Origin of the sequence: Pseudomonas sp. P179 (genome assembly GCF_000478485.2) — a bacterium.
In the GTDB taxonomy this organism is placed as follows: Bacteria; Pseudomonadota; Gammaproteobacteria; order Pseudomonadales; family Pseudomonadaceae; genus Pseudomonas; species Pseudomonas aeruginosa.
Genome location: NZ_KI517354.1, coordinates 1,798,194 through 1,815,460, shown reverse-complemented (window position 1 = coordinate 1,815,460; position 17,267 = coordinate 1,798,194). Strand labels below are relative to the sequence as shown.

Here is a 17,267-nt window from a genome sequence, read left to right as displayed (position 1 = left end):
GGAGTCGATGAAACGCGTGTTGTCCTCTGGCGCCGGGCTGTTGCTGATCTCGCTGGCGTTCCTGGCCTTCAACATGGTCTCCGGCCTGCTGTTCAGCGGCGCGCGGCTCGACCTGACCGAGCAGAAGCTCTACACCATCAGCCCCGGCACCAAGCGGATCCTGGCCGGCCTCGACGAGCCGATCAACCTGTACTTCTTCTATTCGGATAGCGGTGCCCGGGAACTGGTGCCGCTGCGCAACTACGCCAGGCGCGTCGAGGAACTGCTGCGCGCCTACGAGCGCGAGGCGAACGGCAGGATTCGCCTGCAGGTGATCGATCCCGAGCCGTTCTCCGAGAACGAGGACAAGGCCACCGAGTTCGGCCTGCAAGGAATTCCCCTGCAGCAGGGCGGCGACAACCTGTACTTCGGCCTGGCCGGCAGCAACGCCCTGGACGGAGTCCAGGTCATACCCTTCTTCCCGCTCGATCAGGAGGAGTTCCTCGAATACGACATCAGTCGCCTGGTGCAGACCCTGGCCCAGCCGCAGCGGCCGGTGGTCGGCCTGATGTCGTCGCTGCCGCTCAATGGCGGCTTCGACATGGCCAGCCGGCAGCCGACCTCGCCGTGGATGGTCATGGAGGAAATCCGCCAGCAATTCGACCTGCGCAGCCTCAAGAGCGATGCCACGGAAATCCCGCCGGAGGTCTCGGTGCTGCTGCTGGTGCATCCCAAGCAGTTACCCGAGCAGACGCTATACGCCATCGACCAGTTCGTCCTGCGCGGGGGCAAGCTGCTGGCGTTCGTCGACCCCTTCAGCGAGGCCGACAGCGGCAGCGATTTCGCCGCTACGCTGGATGGCGACAAGTCGTCCGACCTCGCGCCGCTGTTCGAGGCCTGGGGGCTGCGGCTGCTGCCGGGCAAGGTGCTCGGCGACGGCGCCTATGCGATGTCCATCAGTCTTGGCCGGGACCAGCGTCCGGCCCGGCATCCGGCCTGGCTCAGCTTGCCGCGCGAGGCGCTGGACCAGGACGACATCGCCACTGCCGGCCTGGAAAGCCTGACCCTGGCGACGCCCGGCATCCTCGAAAGGCTCCCCGGAGCGAGCACCAGCTTCACGCCTTTGCTGCAAAGCTCGACCCAGGCGATGCCATTCGACGCCTCGCGCTTCGGCCTGCTGCGCGACCCCGGCGATCTGATGCGCGAGCTGCGCCCGAGCGGCCGGCGGCATACTCTCGCCGCCCGTATCCAGGGGCCGGCGAAGAGTGCCTTCGCGGAGGGCATCGAGGGGCATCGCGAAGGCCTGAAGGAGGCGCGCAACATCAATGTCATCGTCGTGGCCGATACCGACCTGCTCAGCGATCGCATGTGGGTCCAGGTGCAGGACTTCTTCGGCCAGCGCGTGCCGCAGCCCTGGGCCGACAACGGCGCGCTGGTGGTCAACGCGCTGGACAACCTGTCGGGCACCGACGCGCTGATCAGCGTGCGCTCCCGCGGCCGGTTCAGCCGGCCGTTCGTGGTGGTCGAGCGCCTGCAGCGCGAGGCCGAGACGAGCTTCCGGCAGAAGGAGGAGCAGCTCAAGCAGCGCCTCGCCGATACCGAGCAGCAACTCGCCGCCCTCCAGCAGGGTGCCGACCCGGAGAAGGCCGTCGAACTGACGCCCGAACAGCAGGCCACGGTGCGCCAGTACATGCAGGAGAAGCTGCGCATCCGCAAGGAGCTGCGCGAGGTGCAGTACCAGTTGAACGCCGATATCGACGCACTGGGCCGCACCCTGAAGCTGGTCAATATCGCCCTGGTTCCCTCGTTGCTCACGGTCGGCGTGCTGCTCGGCTGGCTCTGGCGGCGCCGGCGCATGGCCCGGGGAGGGCATTGACGCATGCGGCGCAATACGCTGATCGTCCTGCTGGCGCTGGTGGCGGCGCTGGCCGGAACCTTCGCCTGGCTGCAGCGCGAGCGCGCAGCCGAGGTACCTGCCTTGCCGGCGGCAGAGCGCTGGCTGCCGGAGCTGGACAGCGCGACGCTGAGTGGCCTGCACATGCAGTTTGCCGACGGTTCGCCGGATATCCGGGTCGAGCGGCGTGCGGGCGCGTGGGTCCTGCCGGCCAAGGCCGACTATCCGGCCGACCGGCTACGCTTGTCGGCGCTGCTCGAGGCACTGGCAGAGGCGCGCAAGGTCGAGGCGAAGAGCGCCAACCCGAAGAACCACGCGCTGCTTGGCCTGGCGGAGCGTGGCGAGGGGCAGGCGCTACGCCTGAGCCTGCATTGGCAGTCCGGCGAGCCTCTGGTGCTGCTGGTGGGCAAGGATGCGCAGCATGGCGGTAGCTTCGTACGACGACTGGGCGACCCGCAGGCCTGGCTGATCGACAAGCGCCTGCCGTTGCCGAACAACGAGCTGGAGTGGCTCGACCGGCGGATCGCCACGCTGCCCTTCGCCCGGGTGCGCGAACTGCAACTGCGCTATCCGAAGGGCGAGCGCCTGGATCTCTATCGCGACGACGCCGGGCAGCCGAACCTGCAGGTTCGGCAATTGCCCACAGGGCGCAAGCTGGCCTATGAGGCAGCGGCCAACGGCGCGGCGACGCTGTTCGCCGACCTGCGTTTCGCCGATGTAGCGCCGCTGGCGCAGGTGGGATTCAGGCAGGCGCCATTGCTCCTGGCGTTCAGCCTGCGGACGTTTTCCGGCGCGCGCCTGGATGGCGAGATTCGGCGCCAGGGCGAGCAATACTGGTTGTTGCCGAAGAGCGTCGAGGGCTTCGCCGAGGGCGAGGTCGCCGCCCATCCTGACTGGGCCTATCGGATCGAAGAGGACCGCTACCGCGCCCTGGCCCGGCACCTGCCGGAGCTGCTGGCGCGCTGAGCGGGCTCAGCCGGCGGTCTGGCCGGCCAGTTCGCGCATGCGTTGCAGCACGGCGTTCAGGCCGTTGCTGCGCGAGGGCGACAGTTGGCGGGAAAGACCCAGGCAGGTGAACCAGTCGTTGAGGTCCAGGCGCGCCAGTTCGCGGGTCTCGATGCCGTCGACCCGTGCCAGCAGCACCGCCAGCAGGCCGCGGATCAGGCGCGCGTCGCTGTCGGCACGGAAGCGCCAGTGGCCGTCGCGCTGCTCGCCGAGCAGCCAGACCAGGCTTTCGCAACCGTGCACGCGATGCTCTTCCTGGCGTTCGTGTTCCGTGAGCGGCGCCAGGCGCTCGCCCCATTGCAGCAGCAGACGCGCACGCTGTTCCCAACTGGCGGTGTGACCGAAGGCGTCCAGTGCCTCCTGGGCCTGTTCGGGGAGAACCGGGTTCATCGCAGCAACTCCAGTGAGCGGTCGAGGGCCAGGAAGAAGCGCTCCAGGTCGTCGGCATCGTTGTACAAGCCCAGCGAGACACGCAGGGCGCCGGGTACCTCGAGGCGTTGCAGCAGCGGCATCGCGCAATGGTGGCCGGCGCGCACCGCGATGCCCTGTTCGCCGAGCAGGTGGGCGAGATCGGCGACGTGCACGCCGTCGACGCAGAAGCTGGCCAGCGCCGCCTGCGGTTCGCCGAGCAGGCTGACGCCGTCGCGCGCCAGCAGGCCGGCGAGCAGGCGGGCGTGGAGGGCGCCTTCGTGGGCGGCGACTTCGGCTTCGTCCAGGGTGGCCAGCCAGTCGATGGTCGCGCCTAGGCCGATCGCCGCGGAAACCGCCGGGGTGCCCGCCTCGAAGCCGAGCGGAGCGGCATGGAAGCTGGCTTCGTGGAAGCCGGTGTGGCGTACCATCTCGCCGCCGAACTGCCAGTGCGCCAGTTGCTCCAGGGCCTGTGGGCGACCCCAGAGCACGCCGATGCCGTCGGGGCCGTAGAGCTTGTGGCCGGAGAATGCGTAGAAGTCGCAGCCCAGGCCCGGCAGGTCGTGGCGTCCGTGGACGCTGCCCTGGGCGCCGTCGACCAGGGTCCAGGCACCGCGCTCGCGGGCCAGCTGGATCAACTCCACCACCGGTTGCCAGGTGCCGAGAACGTTGGACAACTGGCTGATCGCCAGCAGGCGGGTACGCTCGCCGATGATATGGCGGGCCTGCTCCAGGTCGATCACCCCGCGCTCGTCCAGCGGCAACACGCGCAGGACCAGGCCGCGGCGCAGGGCCAACTGCTGCCAGGGAAGCAGGTTGGCATGGTGTTCCAGGGCACTGACCAGCAGTTCGTCGCCAGGCCGGAAATGCCGCTCCAGGCCATAGGCCACCAGGTTGATCGCCTCTGTGGTGCCGCGGGTGAACAGTACCTCGGCCGGGTTGCCGGCGTGCAGCCAGTGGGCGACGCGGCTGCGCGCGGCCTCGAAGGCCCGGGTGGCACGCTCGCCGGGGACATGTTGGGCGCGGTGGACGTTGGCGGCGCCGCCGAGGTAGTAGCCGTTCAGGGCGTCGAGTACGGCCTGTGGCTTCTGGGCGGTGGCGGCGCTGTCGAGGTAGGTCAGGCCTTCCGCGGCGAAGGCGGAAAAGGCCGGAAAGTCGGCGCGCCAGGGAGACGGCAGGGACATGGCGGACACTGTGCGAGGACGGTTACAGGGGAAAGGGTAGCGCACCCGGCGGCGCTGGCGAGCACCGTCGGGCGAGCGGGGAGGCGAGCTGGGCTCAGTTGTGCGCGTGCAGCGCTTCGTTCAGCTCGATGGCGGTCTTGTTGGTCTTGCACTCCACCGCACCGTTCTGCGAGTTGCGGCGGAACAGCAGGTCGGGCTGACCGGCCAGGTCGCGGGCCTTGACCACTTTCACCAGGGCGTTCTGCTCGTCGAGCAGGGCGACCTTGGTGCCGGCGGTGATGTACAGGCCGGCCTCGACGATGTTGCGATCGCCCAGCGGGATGCCGATGCCGGCGTTGGCGCCGATCAGGCAGCCTTCGCCGACGCTGATGACGATGTTGCCGCCACCGGAAAGGGTGCCCATGGTCGAGCAGCCGCCGCCCAGGTCCGACCCCTTGCCGACGAACACGCCGGCGGATACGCGGCCTTCGATCATGCCCGGGCCTTCGGTGCCGGCGTTGAAGTTGACGAAACCTTCGTGCATCACCGTGGTGCCTTCACCGATGTAGGCGCCCAGGCGCACGCGGGCGGTGTCGGCGATGCGTACGCCGGCCGGGACCACGTAGTCGGTCATCTTCGGGAACTTGTCGACGGAGAAGACTTCCAGCAGCTTGCCCTTCAGTCGCGCTTCCAGTTGCAGTTCGGCCAGTTCGGCCAGGTCCACCGCGCCGATATTGGTCCAGGCCACGTTCGGCAGGAGCGGGAAGATGCCGCTCAGGTTCACAGCGTGCGGCTTGACCAGGCGGTGGGAGAGCAGGTGCAGCTTGAGGTAGGCCTCCGCGGTGGAGGACGGCGCGGCGTCTTCCGCCAACAGGGTGGCGACCAGCGGCTTCTGGCTTTCCGCCAGGCGCGAGAGCAGGGCCGACTGAGCGGCGTCGATACCCTTCAGGGCGTCGGCCAACTGGTAGGCCTGCTGCGAAGTGAAGGTCAGCGCCTGGTTGCCGGCTGCGTAGCCAAGGATCGGTGCGACGGCGGCGACGATTTCGCTCGAAGGCTTGAGCAGCGGCAGCGCGTAGAACACTTCCAGCCAGGCTTCCTGGCGGTTCTGGGTGCCGACGCCGAAGGCCAGGCTGAACAGGGATTGCGACATGTGGGTTTCCTCGAAACGGAGTGGAACGGTCAGGCCGGACGGCGGCTGAGCAGCAGGCCCAGTCCCGCGCTGCCGAGCAGCGCGGCGCAACCGCGGTTGAACAGACGCCGGGCCCGCTGGCCGGCGAGCAGCCGGCCGAGGTGGAGCCCGGCATAGGAATAAAGAGCGATGGCCAGCCATTCGAGCAGCAGGAATGCCGCTCCGAGCTGGGCGAACTGGGCGCCCAGCGGTTGGCCGGGATCGACGAACTGCGGCAGGAAGGCGGTGAAAATCAGGATGGCCTTCGGGTTGCCCGCCGCCACCAGGAACTCCTGGCGCCCCAGGCGCCAGAGGCTGGGGCGCGCCGGGCTGGCTTCGTTCGCCAGTGGCTGCGCATCGGTCCGCCACAATTGCACCGCAAGCCACAACAGGTAGGCAGCGCCGAGCAGCTTGATCGCCAGGAACAGCCAGGCCGAGGTGTGCAGCACCAGCGCCAGCCCGGAGGCGGCCAGGGCGAGCATGCCGGCGAATGCCAGCAGGCGCCCGCCGCCGGCCAGCGAGGCGGTGGCGAAACCGTGCCGGGCGGCGTTGTTCAGCGACAGCAGGTTGTTCGGCCCCGGCGCCAGGTTGAGGGCGAAGCAGGCGGGTACGAACAGGGCCCAGGCGACACTCATGCGGCCTCCCGCTCAGGCCAGGGCGGCGGCGTAGGCGTCGGGCTTGAAGCCGACCAGCGTCCTGCCGCCCAGCTCCAGCACCGGGCGCTTGATCATCGACGGCTGGGCCAGCATCAGCTCGATCGCCTTGGCTTCGTCGAGATCGGCCTTCTGCGCTTCGTCGAGCTTGCGGAAGGTGGTGCCGGCGCGGTTGAGGACGGTTTGCCAGCCGTGCTCCGCGCACCAGCGCCGCAGGTGTTCGCGGTCGATGCCGACGGCCTTGTAGTCGTGGAAGTCGTAGGCGACCTTGTGCTCGTCGAGCCAGGTCCGAGCCTTCTTCATGGTGTCGCAGGCTTTGATGCCGTAGAGAACGTAGGTCATTGCTTCTCCCGAGGCCCGGGTCTTCCCGGGCCCTGCCGATAGGTCGCCGAAAGGTGATCGCCGGATTATGCCACGTCGTTCCGCCCCTGTGCGGTCTCGGGGCTACCGCGCTCGGGAGCGGCGTGACGGCAGATAGCCGTGGACGGGCGGGCGGACAGGGAGCCGGGCTGTTTCCCTGGCCGGGAACGGAGAGAGCGCAGGTTGAACAGGTCGATTCGGCTCGCTGGAGAGCATCCTTACCGGTACTTTCGGAATGCTCCGGTCCGCGCTGTACAATCCTTCCCCCGCCGAGGAGATTTCCCATGAGTTGCATCGGTCGCCAGATAGACCAATTACGCCTGCAGATACCGGGCTTCGCCTGCAAGCCCGGCTGCCACGATTGCTGCGGGCCGGTTACCGCCTCGTCGGAAGAGATGGCCCGCCTGCCGGTGAAGAGCGAGGCCGAACACGACGCCGCCCTGGCCGAGTGGAACTGCGTCCATCTCGGACCGAACGGCTGCGAGGCCTATGAGGAACGTCCGCTGATCTGCCGGCTGTTCGGCACCACGCCGAACCTGCCCTGCCCGGAGGGGCGGGGGCCCGAAGTGCCGGTGGCGGAGCAGGTGGAGCGACAGGTGCATGCGCTGATCGCCAGCACTCGCCAGGTGCTGGTGTAGCGGCCTGCCCGCCGCTAGGTTTCCGCGGTCTCGGTGGCGCGGGACTGCAGGGCCGGTTCGAAGGCTGGTTCGGGCGGCGTTTCCTCTAGGGGCATCGGCTCGTCCGCAGAGAGTTTCTGGAGAACCGCGGCGATCCGCTCGATGCTCTCTTCGAGCTCGAGCACCCGGTTGACCATGTACAGGATCATCTCCGGCGAACTCAGGTGCGCCAGCCGCATGGTCGCCTGCAAGTCGTCGTGGCGGTTGTCCCGGTCGGCCATCAGTGTCTCAGCCAGGCTCTTCAGCAACAGCATCTCGGCGCGCCTCATGGGCCGCTGCTCCGCGATTCCGCGGTAGGGGAAAAAGCTCGTTCCATCTCGCGACCTACCCGAAACGACTACATCCAAAGGTGTAATTCTACATTGCCATCACTTCGATCGTCGGACAATAGCCGCGTTCCAGACGCCTTGCACAGGTGACGAACGGGACTCGAAGCGGCCTGGTCTGCATGGCCGGGTGATGGGCGAGTTCCTTGATGCGGGGCGGCGGCTGTTTGGCGCAGGACAAAAAAAGCCCCGCCGGGTAGGCGAGGCTCAGGGGGAGAACAGCGTGCGGGGGCTCGCTGTCCGGGATGAATCGTCGTGGTGCGCTTAGCCGCAGGGCTGCTGCGGACCGCCGGTCATGCTCTCGACGCTGTCCAGTACGGCATGGCCCTTGCCGACCTTCTGCACGTCGTCGACGTCGCGCATGATGCTGCCGCCGTCGCTCATCTGGTTGCGGGTCTTGATCAGGTTGGTGGTGATGTCCAGCAGGCTGCGACCGGTAGCGATCAGGTCATTGGTGGCGCTGGGGGTGCAAGGGGTGTTGGCGGAGGCGACCTGGGCCTGGCCGGGTTGCCCGGGCTGGGTGGTGCGGTAGCCCTGGGTCAGTGCGTTCTGCTGGAGGCAGCCGGAGGTGGCGGCGAACATCGAGGCGAGCAGCAGTGCGGAAGTAAGTCCCTTGCTTGTCATGGCGGCATTCCTTTGTCTGAGTGGGCGCTGCACCCCGTACTCCTTCGGGGCGTCGTCCTGGCCGACGCTACGGCGGGCCTGGACTGAAGGGGAGTGTAGGAGCGTCTCGCACCGCTATGAAATAGCTCGGATGTACTAGTGCGGGAACCTTGGCCGGGCGCCCCGGTCGTCGCCGCGGAGGGGGCGGACGCGCGGGGTAGAGCGGCGGGGCTAGGAAAGACCGTACGGATTGTGCGAATGTCGGATAGCTGCCTACCGATCGCGATGGTGCAATCGACGCAGTCGCATCGTCCAGGGACGAAGCCGGAGATCCCCGCCCTCATGCAAACCGTGTACACCGTTCTGACCCTGCTGCTGGTCGTCGGCGCCACCCGCCTGGCTGCCCAGTTGCTGCCCTTGCCGCTACCACTGATCCAGATCGCCGCCGGGGCCCTGCTGGCCTTGCCGTCCCTCGGACTGCACATTGCCCTCGACCCGGAGCTGTTCCTCTTCCTGTTCATTCCGCCGCTGCTGTTCGTCGACGGCTGGCGTATTCCCAAGCGGGAAGTCTGGCGGATGCGCTGGCCGATCCTGATGATGGCGTTCGGCCTGGTGTTCTTCACCGTGGTCGGCGCCGGCTATTTCATCCACCTGCTGATCCCGGAAATTCCCCTGGCGGCTTCCTTCGCCCTCGCCGCCGTGCTGTCGCCCACGGACGCCCTGGCGGTCTCGGCGATCACCCAGGGGCGGCTGCCCAAGCGCCTGATGCACCTGCTGGAGGGCGAGGCGCTGATGAACGATGCCTCTGGCCTAGTGGCATTCAAGTTCGCCATCGCCGCGGCGATGACCGGCGTGTTCTCGCTGGTGGACGCCAGCCTCAACTTCCTCCTGGTCGCGGTCGGCGGCCTGGCCATCGGGGTGTTCCTCAGCTGGTCGCTGGGCCGCATCCGCGCCTGGATGATCTCCCGTGGCTGGGACGACCCGGCGACCCACGTGGTACTGATGCTGTTGCTGCCGTTCGCCTCCTACATGGTGGCGGAACACCTGGGCGTCTCCGGGATTCTCTCGGCGGTAGCGGCCGGCATGATGCAGAGCTGGGTCGACCTGCTGCCGCGGCAGACTTCCACGCGCCTGCTCAACCGCAGCGTCTGGTCGATGCTGGAGTTCGCCTTCAACGGCGTGGTGTTCCTGCTGCTCGGCCTGCAGTTGCCGGACATCATGAAGTCGGTGGCCAACCACCACGGCGACCTGCTCTGGCGTTCCTCGCTGCTGCTGGCCTACGTGGCGGCGATCACCGCCGTGCTGATGCTGATCCGCTACGGCTGGGTCTATGGCTACTGGAAGCTGTCGCTGCGCATCGATCGCTGGCGCGGCAAAAGCCCGCCCGGGCTGAGCGGCATCTCCCTGCGCCGTCTCTCCGCCCTCAGTGCATTGAGCGGCGTGCGTGGTGCGGTGACCCTGGCGGCGGTGCTGTCGGTACCGATGAGCCTGATGGATGGCAGCGCCTTCCCGCAGCGCGACCTGATCATCTTCATCGCCACCAGCGTGATCCTGATTTCCCTGATCGGCGCGACCATCGGCCTGCCGCTGCTGCTGCGCGGGCTGCCGGCGAGCAACAATGGCGCCCACGAGCGCGAGCGGCGCGAGGCCTGGCGCAAGACCGCGGAGGCGGCGATCCGGGCCCTGGAGAGCGAGGAACTGCCGCAGGTGGAAGGCAACGATGCGGCGAATACTTCGCGGGTCGCCGAGGCGCGTGCGCAGATCATGGCCGAATACCGCCAGTCGCTGGATACCGCACCGACCACCGATGAGGCCCGCGACCAGGCCCAAGCCCTGGAGATCGCCGACAAGGCCTTGCGCCTGAAGGCGTTGCGCGCGCAGCGCCTGGAACTGTACCGGCAGCGGCGCAACAACGAGATCGACGACGAGACCCTGGGCGACATCCTGCGCGAGCTGGACCAGCAGGAAAGCTGGCTGACCAATCGCTTCGCCCGCTGGGTGTGAACGAAAAGGGATCGCCGCGGCGATCCCTTTTCGTTTCTCCGCGCAGGCTTCAGCGCGCCCGCAGGTAGTCGCGGATGCGCTCGGCGGCTTCGACGCACTCGGCCAGTGGTGCCACCAGGGCCATGCGCACGCGGTTGGCGCCGGGGTTCTCGCCGTCCACCTCGCGCGACAGGTAGGAACCCGGCACCACCGTCACGTGCTGCTGCTCGAACAGTTCGCGGGTGAATACGGTGTCGTCCACCGGGGTACGTGCCCACAGGTAGAAACTGCCGTCCGGGCGCTGTACGTCGAGCACGCCGTCGAGGATCGCCAGCACGGCGTCGAATTTCTCGCGGTAGAGGCTGCGGTTGGCGCGCACATGGACCTCGTCGTTCCAGGCGGCGATGCTCGCCAACTGGGTCTGCACCGGCATGGCGCAGCCGTGGTAGGTGCGGTAGAGGAGGAATTTCTTCAGGATCTCCGCGTCGCCGGCGACGAAGCCCGAGCGCAGGCCGGGCAGGTTGGAGCGCTTGGACAGGCTGTGGAACACCACGCAGCGGCTGAAGTCCGTGCGGCCCAGCTCGGCGCAAGCGTTGAGCAGGCCGGGCGGCGGGGCGTTTTCGTCGAAGTAGAGTTCGCTGTAGCACTCGTCGGCGGCGATCACGAAGTCGTAGCGGTCGGCCAGGGCGATCAGCTTCTTCAGGGTCTCCAGCGGTACCAGGGCCCCGGTGGGGTTGCCCGGCGAGCAGAGGAAGAGAGTCTGGCAGCGCTGCCAGGTCGCCTCGTCGACCGCGTCGAAATCGGGGTTGAAGCCGTTTTCCTCGCGGCAGGGCAGGTAGTGCGGCACGGCTCCGGCGAGCAGCGCCGCGCCTTCGTAGATCTGGTAGAACGGGTTCGGGCTGACCACCAGGCCGGGCGCCTCGCCGGGCTCGCTGCGGCGGACCACGGTCTGGGTGAAGGCGAACAGCGCCTCGCGGGTACCGTTCACCGGCAGTACGTGGCGCGCCGCATCCAGCCAGCCGGCCGGTACCGAGAAGCGCCGCTCGCACCAGCGCGCGATGGCTTCGCGCAGGGCCGGCAGGCCGAGGGTGGTCGGGTAGACCGCGAGCTGGTCCAGGTTCTCCGCCAGGGTTTCGGCGACGAAGCTCGGCGAGCGGTGCTTGGGCTCGCCGATGGACAGTGCGATCGGCTTCAGCGTCGCGGGCGGCCGGGCGCCGCCGAGCAGGGCGCGGAGCTTCTCGAAGGGGTAGGGCTGGAGGTTGTCGAGTGCGGTATTCATGGCGTTGGCAAGGCTTCTCAGAAGTTTATCCGGGTAGGCAGGGTGTCCCGTCCGTTGTCTTGTGACAGCTGCTCGACCAGGGCGGCCTGCAGGCGTTTGCACAGGTCGGGGTCGGCGAGCGGCTGGTTGCGCGCATCGGTGATGTAGAAGACGTCCTCCACGCGCTCGCCGAGGGTGGCGATCTTGGCGTTCTGCACCGACAGGTCGAAATCCAGGAAGATGCCGCCGATCCGCGCCAGCAGGCCGGGGCGGTCGGGGGCGATGACTTCGAGCACCGAGACCTGGCGCAGCGCGTCGGTGGAGATGGTCACCTGCGGGGCGAAGGCGAAGTGCTTGAGCTGGCGCGGCACCCGGCGCTGGATGATGGTCGGGTAGTCGTCGGGGTTCTTCAATGCGTCGATAAGCCCCTCGCGGATCTCGGCGATGCGCTCCGGGTTGTTGCCGATGGAGTCGCCGTCGGCGTCGAGCACGATATAGGTATCGAGGGTGAACTGGCTGGTGGAGGTGATGATCCGCGCGTCCTGGATGCTCAGGTTGAGCTGGTCCATGGCGGCCACGGTGACCGCGAAGAAATCGTGCTGGTCGGCGGCGTAGATGAAGATCTGCGAACCGCTCTCGAACTCGCGCTGGGTGGTTTCCTTGATCAGCACCAGCGGCGTGCCGTCGTCCGGGTGCTGGAGGATCGCCTCGGTGTGCCAGGCCACGTCGCCGGCGGTGTGGCGCAGGAAGTAGTCGTCGCCGAGCTGGCTCCATAACTGCTCGGCATCGTCCTGGTCGATGCCGTTGCGTACCAGTTGGTCGAGGGCCGCGGTCTGCGTCTGGCGGATCTGCTCCTCGCGGTCCACCGGGTTCTCCAGGCCGCGGCGCAGGGCGCGCTTGGTCTCGGTGTAGAGCTGCCGGAGCAGGCTGGCGCGCCAGGAGTTCCAGAGCGTCGGGTTGGTGGCGTTGATGTCGGCCACGGTGAGCACGTACAGGTAGTCGAGGTGGGTCTGGTCGCCGACCAGTTGGGCGAAATCGAAGATCACCTGCGGGTCGGAGAGGTCCTTGCGTTGCGCGGTGGTCGACATCACCAGGTGGTTCTGCACCAGCCAGGACACCAGTTGGGTGTCCCAGAGCGGCAACTGGTGGCTCTGGCAGAAGGCCTCGGCGTCCACCGCGCCGAGTTCCGAGTGGTCGCCGCCACGGCCCTTGGCGATGTCATGGTAGAGACCGGCGATGTAGATCAGTTCCGGCTTGGGCAGACGATCGATGATCTTGCTCGCCAGCGGATATTTCTCGGCCATCTCCGGCCGATTCAGCTTGCGCAGGTGCTTGATCAGGTTGAGGGTGTGGGCGTCCACCGTATAGATATGGAACAGGTCGTGCTGCATCTGCCCGATGATATGGCCGAACTCCGGCAGGTAGCGGCCGAGGATGCCGTAGCGGTTCATCCGCCGCAGGTTGCGGTGGATACCCTGGCTGCTCTTGAACAGCTCGATGAACAGGCTGGTGTTGCGGATGTCGTGGCGGAACTCGTCGTCGATCAGGTGTCGGCTGTCGCGCAGCAGGCGAATGGTGTCGGCGCGCACGCCCTTGATTTCCGGGTGCTGGGCCATCAGCACGAAGATTTCCAGGAGGGCGAACGGGGTGCGCTTGAAGACGTTCGGGTGCGTCACCTCGATGTAGCCGTCGCGCAACTGGAAGCGACTGTTCAGCGGTTGGATCTGCACCGGCTGCTCGCAGGGCAGGATGACTTCCTCGAAGTGCTGGATGATCAGGTCGTTCAGCTCGGAGATCGCCATCACCACCCGGTAGTACTTCTGCATGAAGCGTTCGACCGCCAGCTTGACGTCGTTGTCTTCGTAGCCGAACAGACGGGCGATGCTGCGCTGGTGATCGAACAGCAGGCGATCCTCGGCGCGCCCGGCGAGCATGTGCAGGGCATAGCGGACCCGCCAGAGGAACTCCTGGCTGGAAGCCAGCATGCTGCACTCGCTTTCCACCAGGAAGCCTTCGCGCACCAGGGCGTGCAGGTTGAGGCTGCCGAACTGGCGGCGGGCCATCCAGAGGATGGTCTGGATGTCGCGCAGGCCGCCGGGGGAGCCCTTGACGTTGGGCTCGAGGTTGTACTCGGTGTCGTTGTACTTGGCGTGGCGGCGCTGCTGTTCGTGGCGTTTGGCCAGGAAGAACTCCTTGCTCGGCCACATGTGCGCGCTGCCGGTAACCCGCAGCATGCGCTGGCGCAGGCTGTCAGGGCCGCAGATGGTGCGGCATTCCATGAGGGTGGTGATCACCGTCAGGTCGGCGCGTGCTTCCTCCGCGCACTGCTGCACCGAGCGCACGCTCTGGCCGACTTCCAGGCCGATGTCCCAGAGCAGGGTGAGGAAGCCTTCGATCGGCTCGCGGAAGCTCTCCTGGTCCTCGCTGTCGAGGAGGATCAGCAGGTCGACGTCGGAGTAGGGGTGGAGTTCGCCGCGGCCGTAGCCGCCCACGGCGACCAGGGCGATGTCGGCGTCGTCTCCCCAGTCGAAGCGCTGCCAGGCCTGTTGCAGGATCTGGTCGACGCACCAGGCGCGATCTTCGATCAAGCGGCGGGTGTCGCGGCCGCTGTTGAAGCGGTTGTCGAGCACTTCGCGGAATTGCCGGATGGCCTTCTTGAAGGCGGCGATCGGGCTGGACTTCAAGGCCAGTTCCGCCTGGAACTGCCCGCGATCGAACAATTCGGGATCCACCTGCGGCATGCGGCCTTCCTTTATCTGCTAGCGGTTGGGTTCGATACGCGAGCGCCCCGTCTTGGTGCGTTTTTGCGCTGTATTGGTGCGCGCGCTGCGCCGAATCGGGGCGTCGGCCCCGCCGGAATGGGGCGGGGCGTCGAGGCGCACGGCTGGCAGCAAAAGCCGGGCCGGATCAGGCTGCCGAGGTGCGCGGGAAGGTTTCGTCGTTGCGCAGGGTGAGGATCTCGTAGCCATCGGCGGTGACCAGCACGGTGTGCTCCCATTGCGCGGACAGCTTGCGGTCCTTGGTGATCGCGGTCCAGCCGTCGCCGAGCAGGCGGGTCTCCGGGCGGCCCTGGTTGATCATCGGCTCGATGGTGAAGATCATGCCTTCCTTCAGCTCGATGCCGGTACCCGCACGACCGTAGTGGAGGACCTGCGGCTCCTCGTGGAACACCTTGCCGATGCCATGGCCGCAGTATTCGCGGACCACCGAGAAGCCGTTCTTTTCCGCGTGCTTCTGGATGATTTCGCCGATATCGCCCAGGTGCGCGCCCGGACGCACCACGGAAATGCCCTTGTACATGCATTCCTGGGTGATCTGGCAGAGGCGGTCGGCCCATTCCGGGGTCTTGCCGACCAGGAACATCTTGCTGGTGTCGCCGTGGTAGCCGTCCTTGATGACGGTGATGTCGACGTTGAGGATGTCGCCTTCCTTCAGCGGCTTCTCGTTGGGGATGCCATGGCAGACCACATGGTTGATCGAGGTGCAGATCGACTTGGGAAAGCCCTTGTAGTTCAGCGGGGCGGGAATCGCCTTCTGCTCGTTGACGATATAGTCGTGGCAGATGCGATCCAGCTCCTCGGTGGTCACGCCGGGCTTGATGTGTTCGCCGATCATTTCCAGCACTTCGGCGGCCAGGCGGCCGGCGATGCGCATCTTCTCGATATCGTCGGGCGTCTTGATGGTGACGGTCATGCGAATTCTCTTCGGGCGTGCAAGCACGCATGAATAATAAGGAATACGCGATTCTAGCAGACCTGACCGACCGATCTACTCCCGCCCGGCCATCCGCGGCGGGTTTCACTGCGTCCACGGTTATGGTATAAAGCGCCCCGCTCCGAGGCTGCGGCCTTTTTCGGAGCACAAACCCACACATGCATCGACACGATGGCCTGGGTGCCCGCAAGGGTTGGTCATTGGGATGCGTGGAGGCCTAACCCGACTTATCGAGGAACTATCATGTCCCAAGTCAACATGCGCGATATGCTGAAGGCCGGTGTGCACTTCGGCCACCAGACCCGTTACTGGAACCCGAAAATGGGCAAGTTCATTTTCGGCGCGCGCAACAAGATCCATATCATCAACCTCGAAAAGACCCTGCCGATGTTCAACGAGGCCCTGACCTTCGTTGAGCGCCTGGCCGCTGGCAAGAACAAGATCCTGTTCGTCGGCACCAAGCGTTCCGCCGGCAAGATCGTTCGCGAGGAAGCCGCTCGTTGCGGTATGCCGTACGTCGACCATCGCTGGCTGGGCGGCATGCTCACCAACTACAAGACCATCCGTCAGTCGATCAAGCGCCTGCGCGACCTGGAAACCCAGTCCCAGGACGGCACCTTCGACAAGCTGACCAAGAAAGAAGCCCTGATGCGCAGCCGTGACCTCGAGAAGCTCGAGCGCAGCCTGGGCGGCATCAAGGACATGGGCGGCCTGCCGGACGCTCTGTTCGTGATCGACGTCGACCACGAGCGCATCGCCATCACCGAAGCCAACAAGCTGGGCATCCCGGTCATCGGCGTTGTCGATACCAACAGCAGCCCGGAAGGCGTCGACTATGTAATTCCCGGTAACGATGATGCCATCCGCGCCGTGCAACTCTACCTGAACTCGATGGCCGAAGCGGTAATCCGCGGCAAGCAGGGCGCTGCCACCAGCGCCGACGAGTTCGTCGAGGAAGCGCCGGCCGAATCCGCCGAAGGCTGATTCCGGGACGTTCAGACGTCCGACGGTGCGCAGGAAGGGGGCTAGGCCCCCTTTTTGCCACCTTTGAGTTTCTGTCCGGCAGGCCGGGCACAAAGGTTTTTTGAGAGCTACCACTCAAGAGGATTTCGAAATGGCAGAAATTACTGCAGCCATGGTTAAAGAACTGCGCGAGCGTACCGGCTTGGGCATGATGGAGTGCAAGAAGGCGCTGACCGCCGCTGGCGGCGACATCGAGAAGGCCATCGACGACATGCGCGCTGCCGGTGCGATCAAGGCTGCCAAGAAGGCCGGCAACATTGCCGCCGAAGGCTCGATCGCCGTCAAGATCGCTGCCGACAACAAGGCCGCCGTGATCATCGAAGTCAACTCCCAGACCGACTTCCTGGCCCTCCAGGACGACTTCAAGGGCTTCGTCGCCGAGAGCCTGGAAAAGGCCTTCAACGAGAAGCTGACCGACGCCGCTCCGCTGGTCGAAGCACGTGAGGAAGCTCGTCTGGCCCTGGTCGCCAAGACCGGCGAGAACGTCAACATCCGCCGCCTGACCCGCGTCGAGGGCGACGTGGTCGGCGCCTACCTGCACGGCCACCGCATCGGTGTCGTGGTCAACCTGAAAGGCGGCAACCCGGAACTGGCCAAGGACATCGCCATGCATGTCGCCGCCAGCAACCCGCAGTTCCTGAGCGCTTCGGAAGTTTCCGAAGAAGCGATCGCGAAAGAGAAGGAAATCTTCCTGGCGCTGAACGCCGACAAGATCGCCGGCAAGCCGGAGAACATCGTCGAGAACATGGTCAAGGGCCGCATCAGCAAGTTCCTCGCCGAAGCGAGCCTGGTCGAGCAGCCTTTCGTGAAGAACCCGGAAGTGAAGGTCGGCGACCTGGCCAAGCAGGCCGGCGCCGAAATCGTTTCCTTCGTTCGTTACGAAGTGGGTGAAGGCATCGAGAAGGCCGAAGTGGACTTCGCTGCCGAAGTTGCCGCTCAAGTAGCCGCCACCAAGCAGTAACAAAGACGGTTTCGACTGTCGCCCCGGAAGAGGCTGCCCGCTGATGCGTGCGGCCTCTTCGTCAAATGGGGAAGCGTTCGGGGCAGCTTCCG

General features: G+C 66.4%; 16 protein-coding genes. 6 read left to right on the top strand and 10 right to left on the bottom strand.

Going from position 1 to position 17,267, the window contains the following annotated elements:
• The first annotated feature begins 7 nt into the window (after positions 1-7).
• Both HMPREF1224_RS21000 and HMPREF1224_RS20995 read left to right on the top strand, forming a co-directional pair.
• The gene (locus HMPREF1224_RS21000) at positions 8-1,855 is read left to right on the top strand and encodes a GldG family protein (RefSeq protein ID WP_010793365.1); all 1,848 of its coding nucleotides are present in this window, start codon (positions 8-10) and stop codon (positions 1,853-1,855) included.
• A gap of 3 nt (positions 1,856-1,858) precedes the next feature.
• Complete coding sequence (locus HMPREF1224_RS20995; RefSeq protein WP_003092443.1) at positions 1,859-2,839, top strand: DUF4340 domain-containing protein; 981 nt, start codon at positions 1,859-1,861, stop codon at positions 2,837-2,839.
• Positions 2,840-2,845: 6 nt separating this feature from the next.
• Here the strand turns inward: HMPREF1224_RS20995 and HMPREF1224_RS20990 are convergent, their stop codons facing one another.
• From HMPREF1224_RS20990 to HMPREF1224_RS20970, 5 genes are all read right to left on the bottom strand, one after another.
• Positions 2,846-3,268: a SufE family protein gene (locus HMPREF1224_RS20990; RefSeq protein WP_010793364.1), complete on the bottom strand. Its 423-nt coding sequence runs from the start codon at positions 3,266-3,268 to the stop codon at positions 2,846-2,848.
• The gene (locus HMPREF1224_RS20985) at positions 3,265-4,470 is read right to left on the bottom strand and encodes a cysteine desulfurase (RefSeq protein ID WP_003098634.1); all 1,206 of its coding nucleotides are present in this window, start codon (positions 4,468-4,470) and stop codon (positions 3,265-3,267) included. Before HMPREF1224_RS20985 ends, HMPREF1224_RS20990 begins: the two co-directional genes overlap by 4 nt.
• Positions 4,471-4,564: 94 nt before the next feature.
• Positions 4,565-5,599, bottom strand: coding sequence for a 2,3,4,5-tetrahydropyridine-2,6-dicarboxylate N-succinyltransferase (dapD, locus tag HMPREF1224_RS20980; protein WP_003113860.1), 1,035 nt, complete (start codon positions 5,597-5,599; stop codon positions 4,565-4,567).
• A 29-nt stretch (positions 5,600-5,628) separates the two neighbouring features.
• Positions 5,629-6,252 (bottom strand): LysE family translocator, encoded by a 624-nt coding sequence (locus tag HMPREF1224_RS20975; protein WP_003098622.1) that lies wholly within the window; start codon positions 6,250-6,252, stop codon positions 5,629-5,631.
• Positions 6,253-6,264: 12 nt separating this feature from the next.
• On the bottom strand, positions 6,265-6,612 hold the full coding sequence (locus HMPREF1224_RS20970; RefSeq protein ID WP_003098619.1) for an ArsC family reductase: 348 nt from the start codon (positions 6,610-6,612) through the stop codon (positions 6,265-6,267).
• 302 nt (positions 6,613-6,914) lie between these two features.
• On the opposite strand from HMPREF1224_RS20970, the gene HMPREF1224_RS20965 reads away from it, so the two are divergent.
• Positions 6,915-7,268, top strand: coding sequence for a YkgJ family cysteine cluster protein (locus tag HMPREF1224_RS20965; protein WP_003098616.1), 354 nt, complete (start codon positions 6,915-6,917; stop codon positions 7,266-7,268).
• A gap of 14 nt (positions 7,269-7,282) precedes the next feature.
• On the opposite strand, the gene HMPREF1224_RS20960 is transcribed toward HMPREF1224_RS20965, so the two are convergent.
• Positions 7,283-7,576: a hypothetical protein gene (locus HMPREF1224_RS20960; protein ID WP_003098613.1), complete on the bottom strand. Its 294-nt coding sequence runs from the start codon at positions 7,574-7,576 to the stop codon at positions 7,283-7,285.
• Positions 7,577-7,897: 321 nt separating this feature from the next.
• The gene (locus HMPREF1224_RS20955; RefSeq protein WP_003092416.1) at positions 7,898-8,257 is read right to left on the bottom strand and encodes a hypothetical protein; all 360 of its coding nucleotides are present in this window, start codon (positions 8,255-8,257) and stop codon (positions 7,898-7,900) included.
• Positions 8,258-8,494: 237 nt separating this feature from the next.
• Here HMPREF1224_RS20955 and HMPREF1224_RS20950 point away from each other — a divergent pair, with 237 nt between their 5' ends.
• On the top strand, positions 8,495-10,240 hold the full coding sequence (locus HMPREF1224_RS20950; protein ID WP_003119343.1) for a Na+/H+ antiporter: 1,746 nt from the start codon (positions 8,495-8,497) through the stop codon (positions 10,238-10,240).
• A gap of 49 nt (positions 10,241-10,289) precedes the next feature.
• Here the strand turns inward: HMPREF1224_RS20950 and dapC are convergent, their stop codons facing one another.
• From dapC to map, 3 genes are all read right to left on the bottom strand, one after another.
• Positions 10,290-11,498, bottom strand: a complete 1,209-nt coding sequence (gene dapC / locus HMPREF1224_RS20945) for a succinyldiaminopimelate transaminase (RefSeq protein WP_010793363.1) — start codon at positions 11,496-11,498, stop codon at positions 10,290-10,292.
• A gap of 17 nt (positions 11,499-11,515) precedes the next feature.
• Positions 11,516-14,218: a [protein-PII] uridylyltransferase gene (locus tag HMPREF1224_RS20940; RefSeq protein WP_010793362.1), complete on the bottom strand. Its 2,703-nt coding sequence runs from the start codon at positions 14,216-14,218 to the stop codon at positions 11,516-11,518.
• Positions 14,219-14,384: 166 nt separating this feature from the next.
• Positions 14,385-15,170, bottom strand: coding sequence for a type I methionyl aminopeptidase (gene map / locus HMPREF1224_RS20935; protein ID WP_003092395.1), 786 nt, complete (start codon positions 15,168-15,170; stop codon positions 14,385-14,387).
• 264 nt (positions 15,171-15,434) lie between these two features.
• Here map and rpsB point away from each other — a divergent pair, with 264 nt between their 5' ends.
• Positions 15,435-16,175 carry a 30S ribosomal protein S2 gene (rpsB, locus tag HMPREF1224_RS20930; protein WP_003092394.1) on the top strand — a complete coding sequence of 247 codons (741 nt, stop codon included), beginning with the start codon at positions 15,435-15,437 and terminating at the stop codon, positions 16,173-16,175.
• A gap of 130 nt (positions 16,176-16,305) precedes the next feature.
• Positions 16,306-17,175: a translation elongation factor Ts gene (gene tsf, locus HMPREF1224_RS20925; RefSeq protein WP_003092393.1), complete on the top strand. Its 870-nt coding sequence runs from the start codon at positions 16,306-16,308 to the stop codon at positions 17,173-17,175.
• The last annotated feature ends 92 nt before the right edge of the window (positions 17,176-17,267 follow it).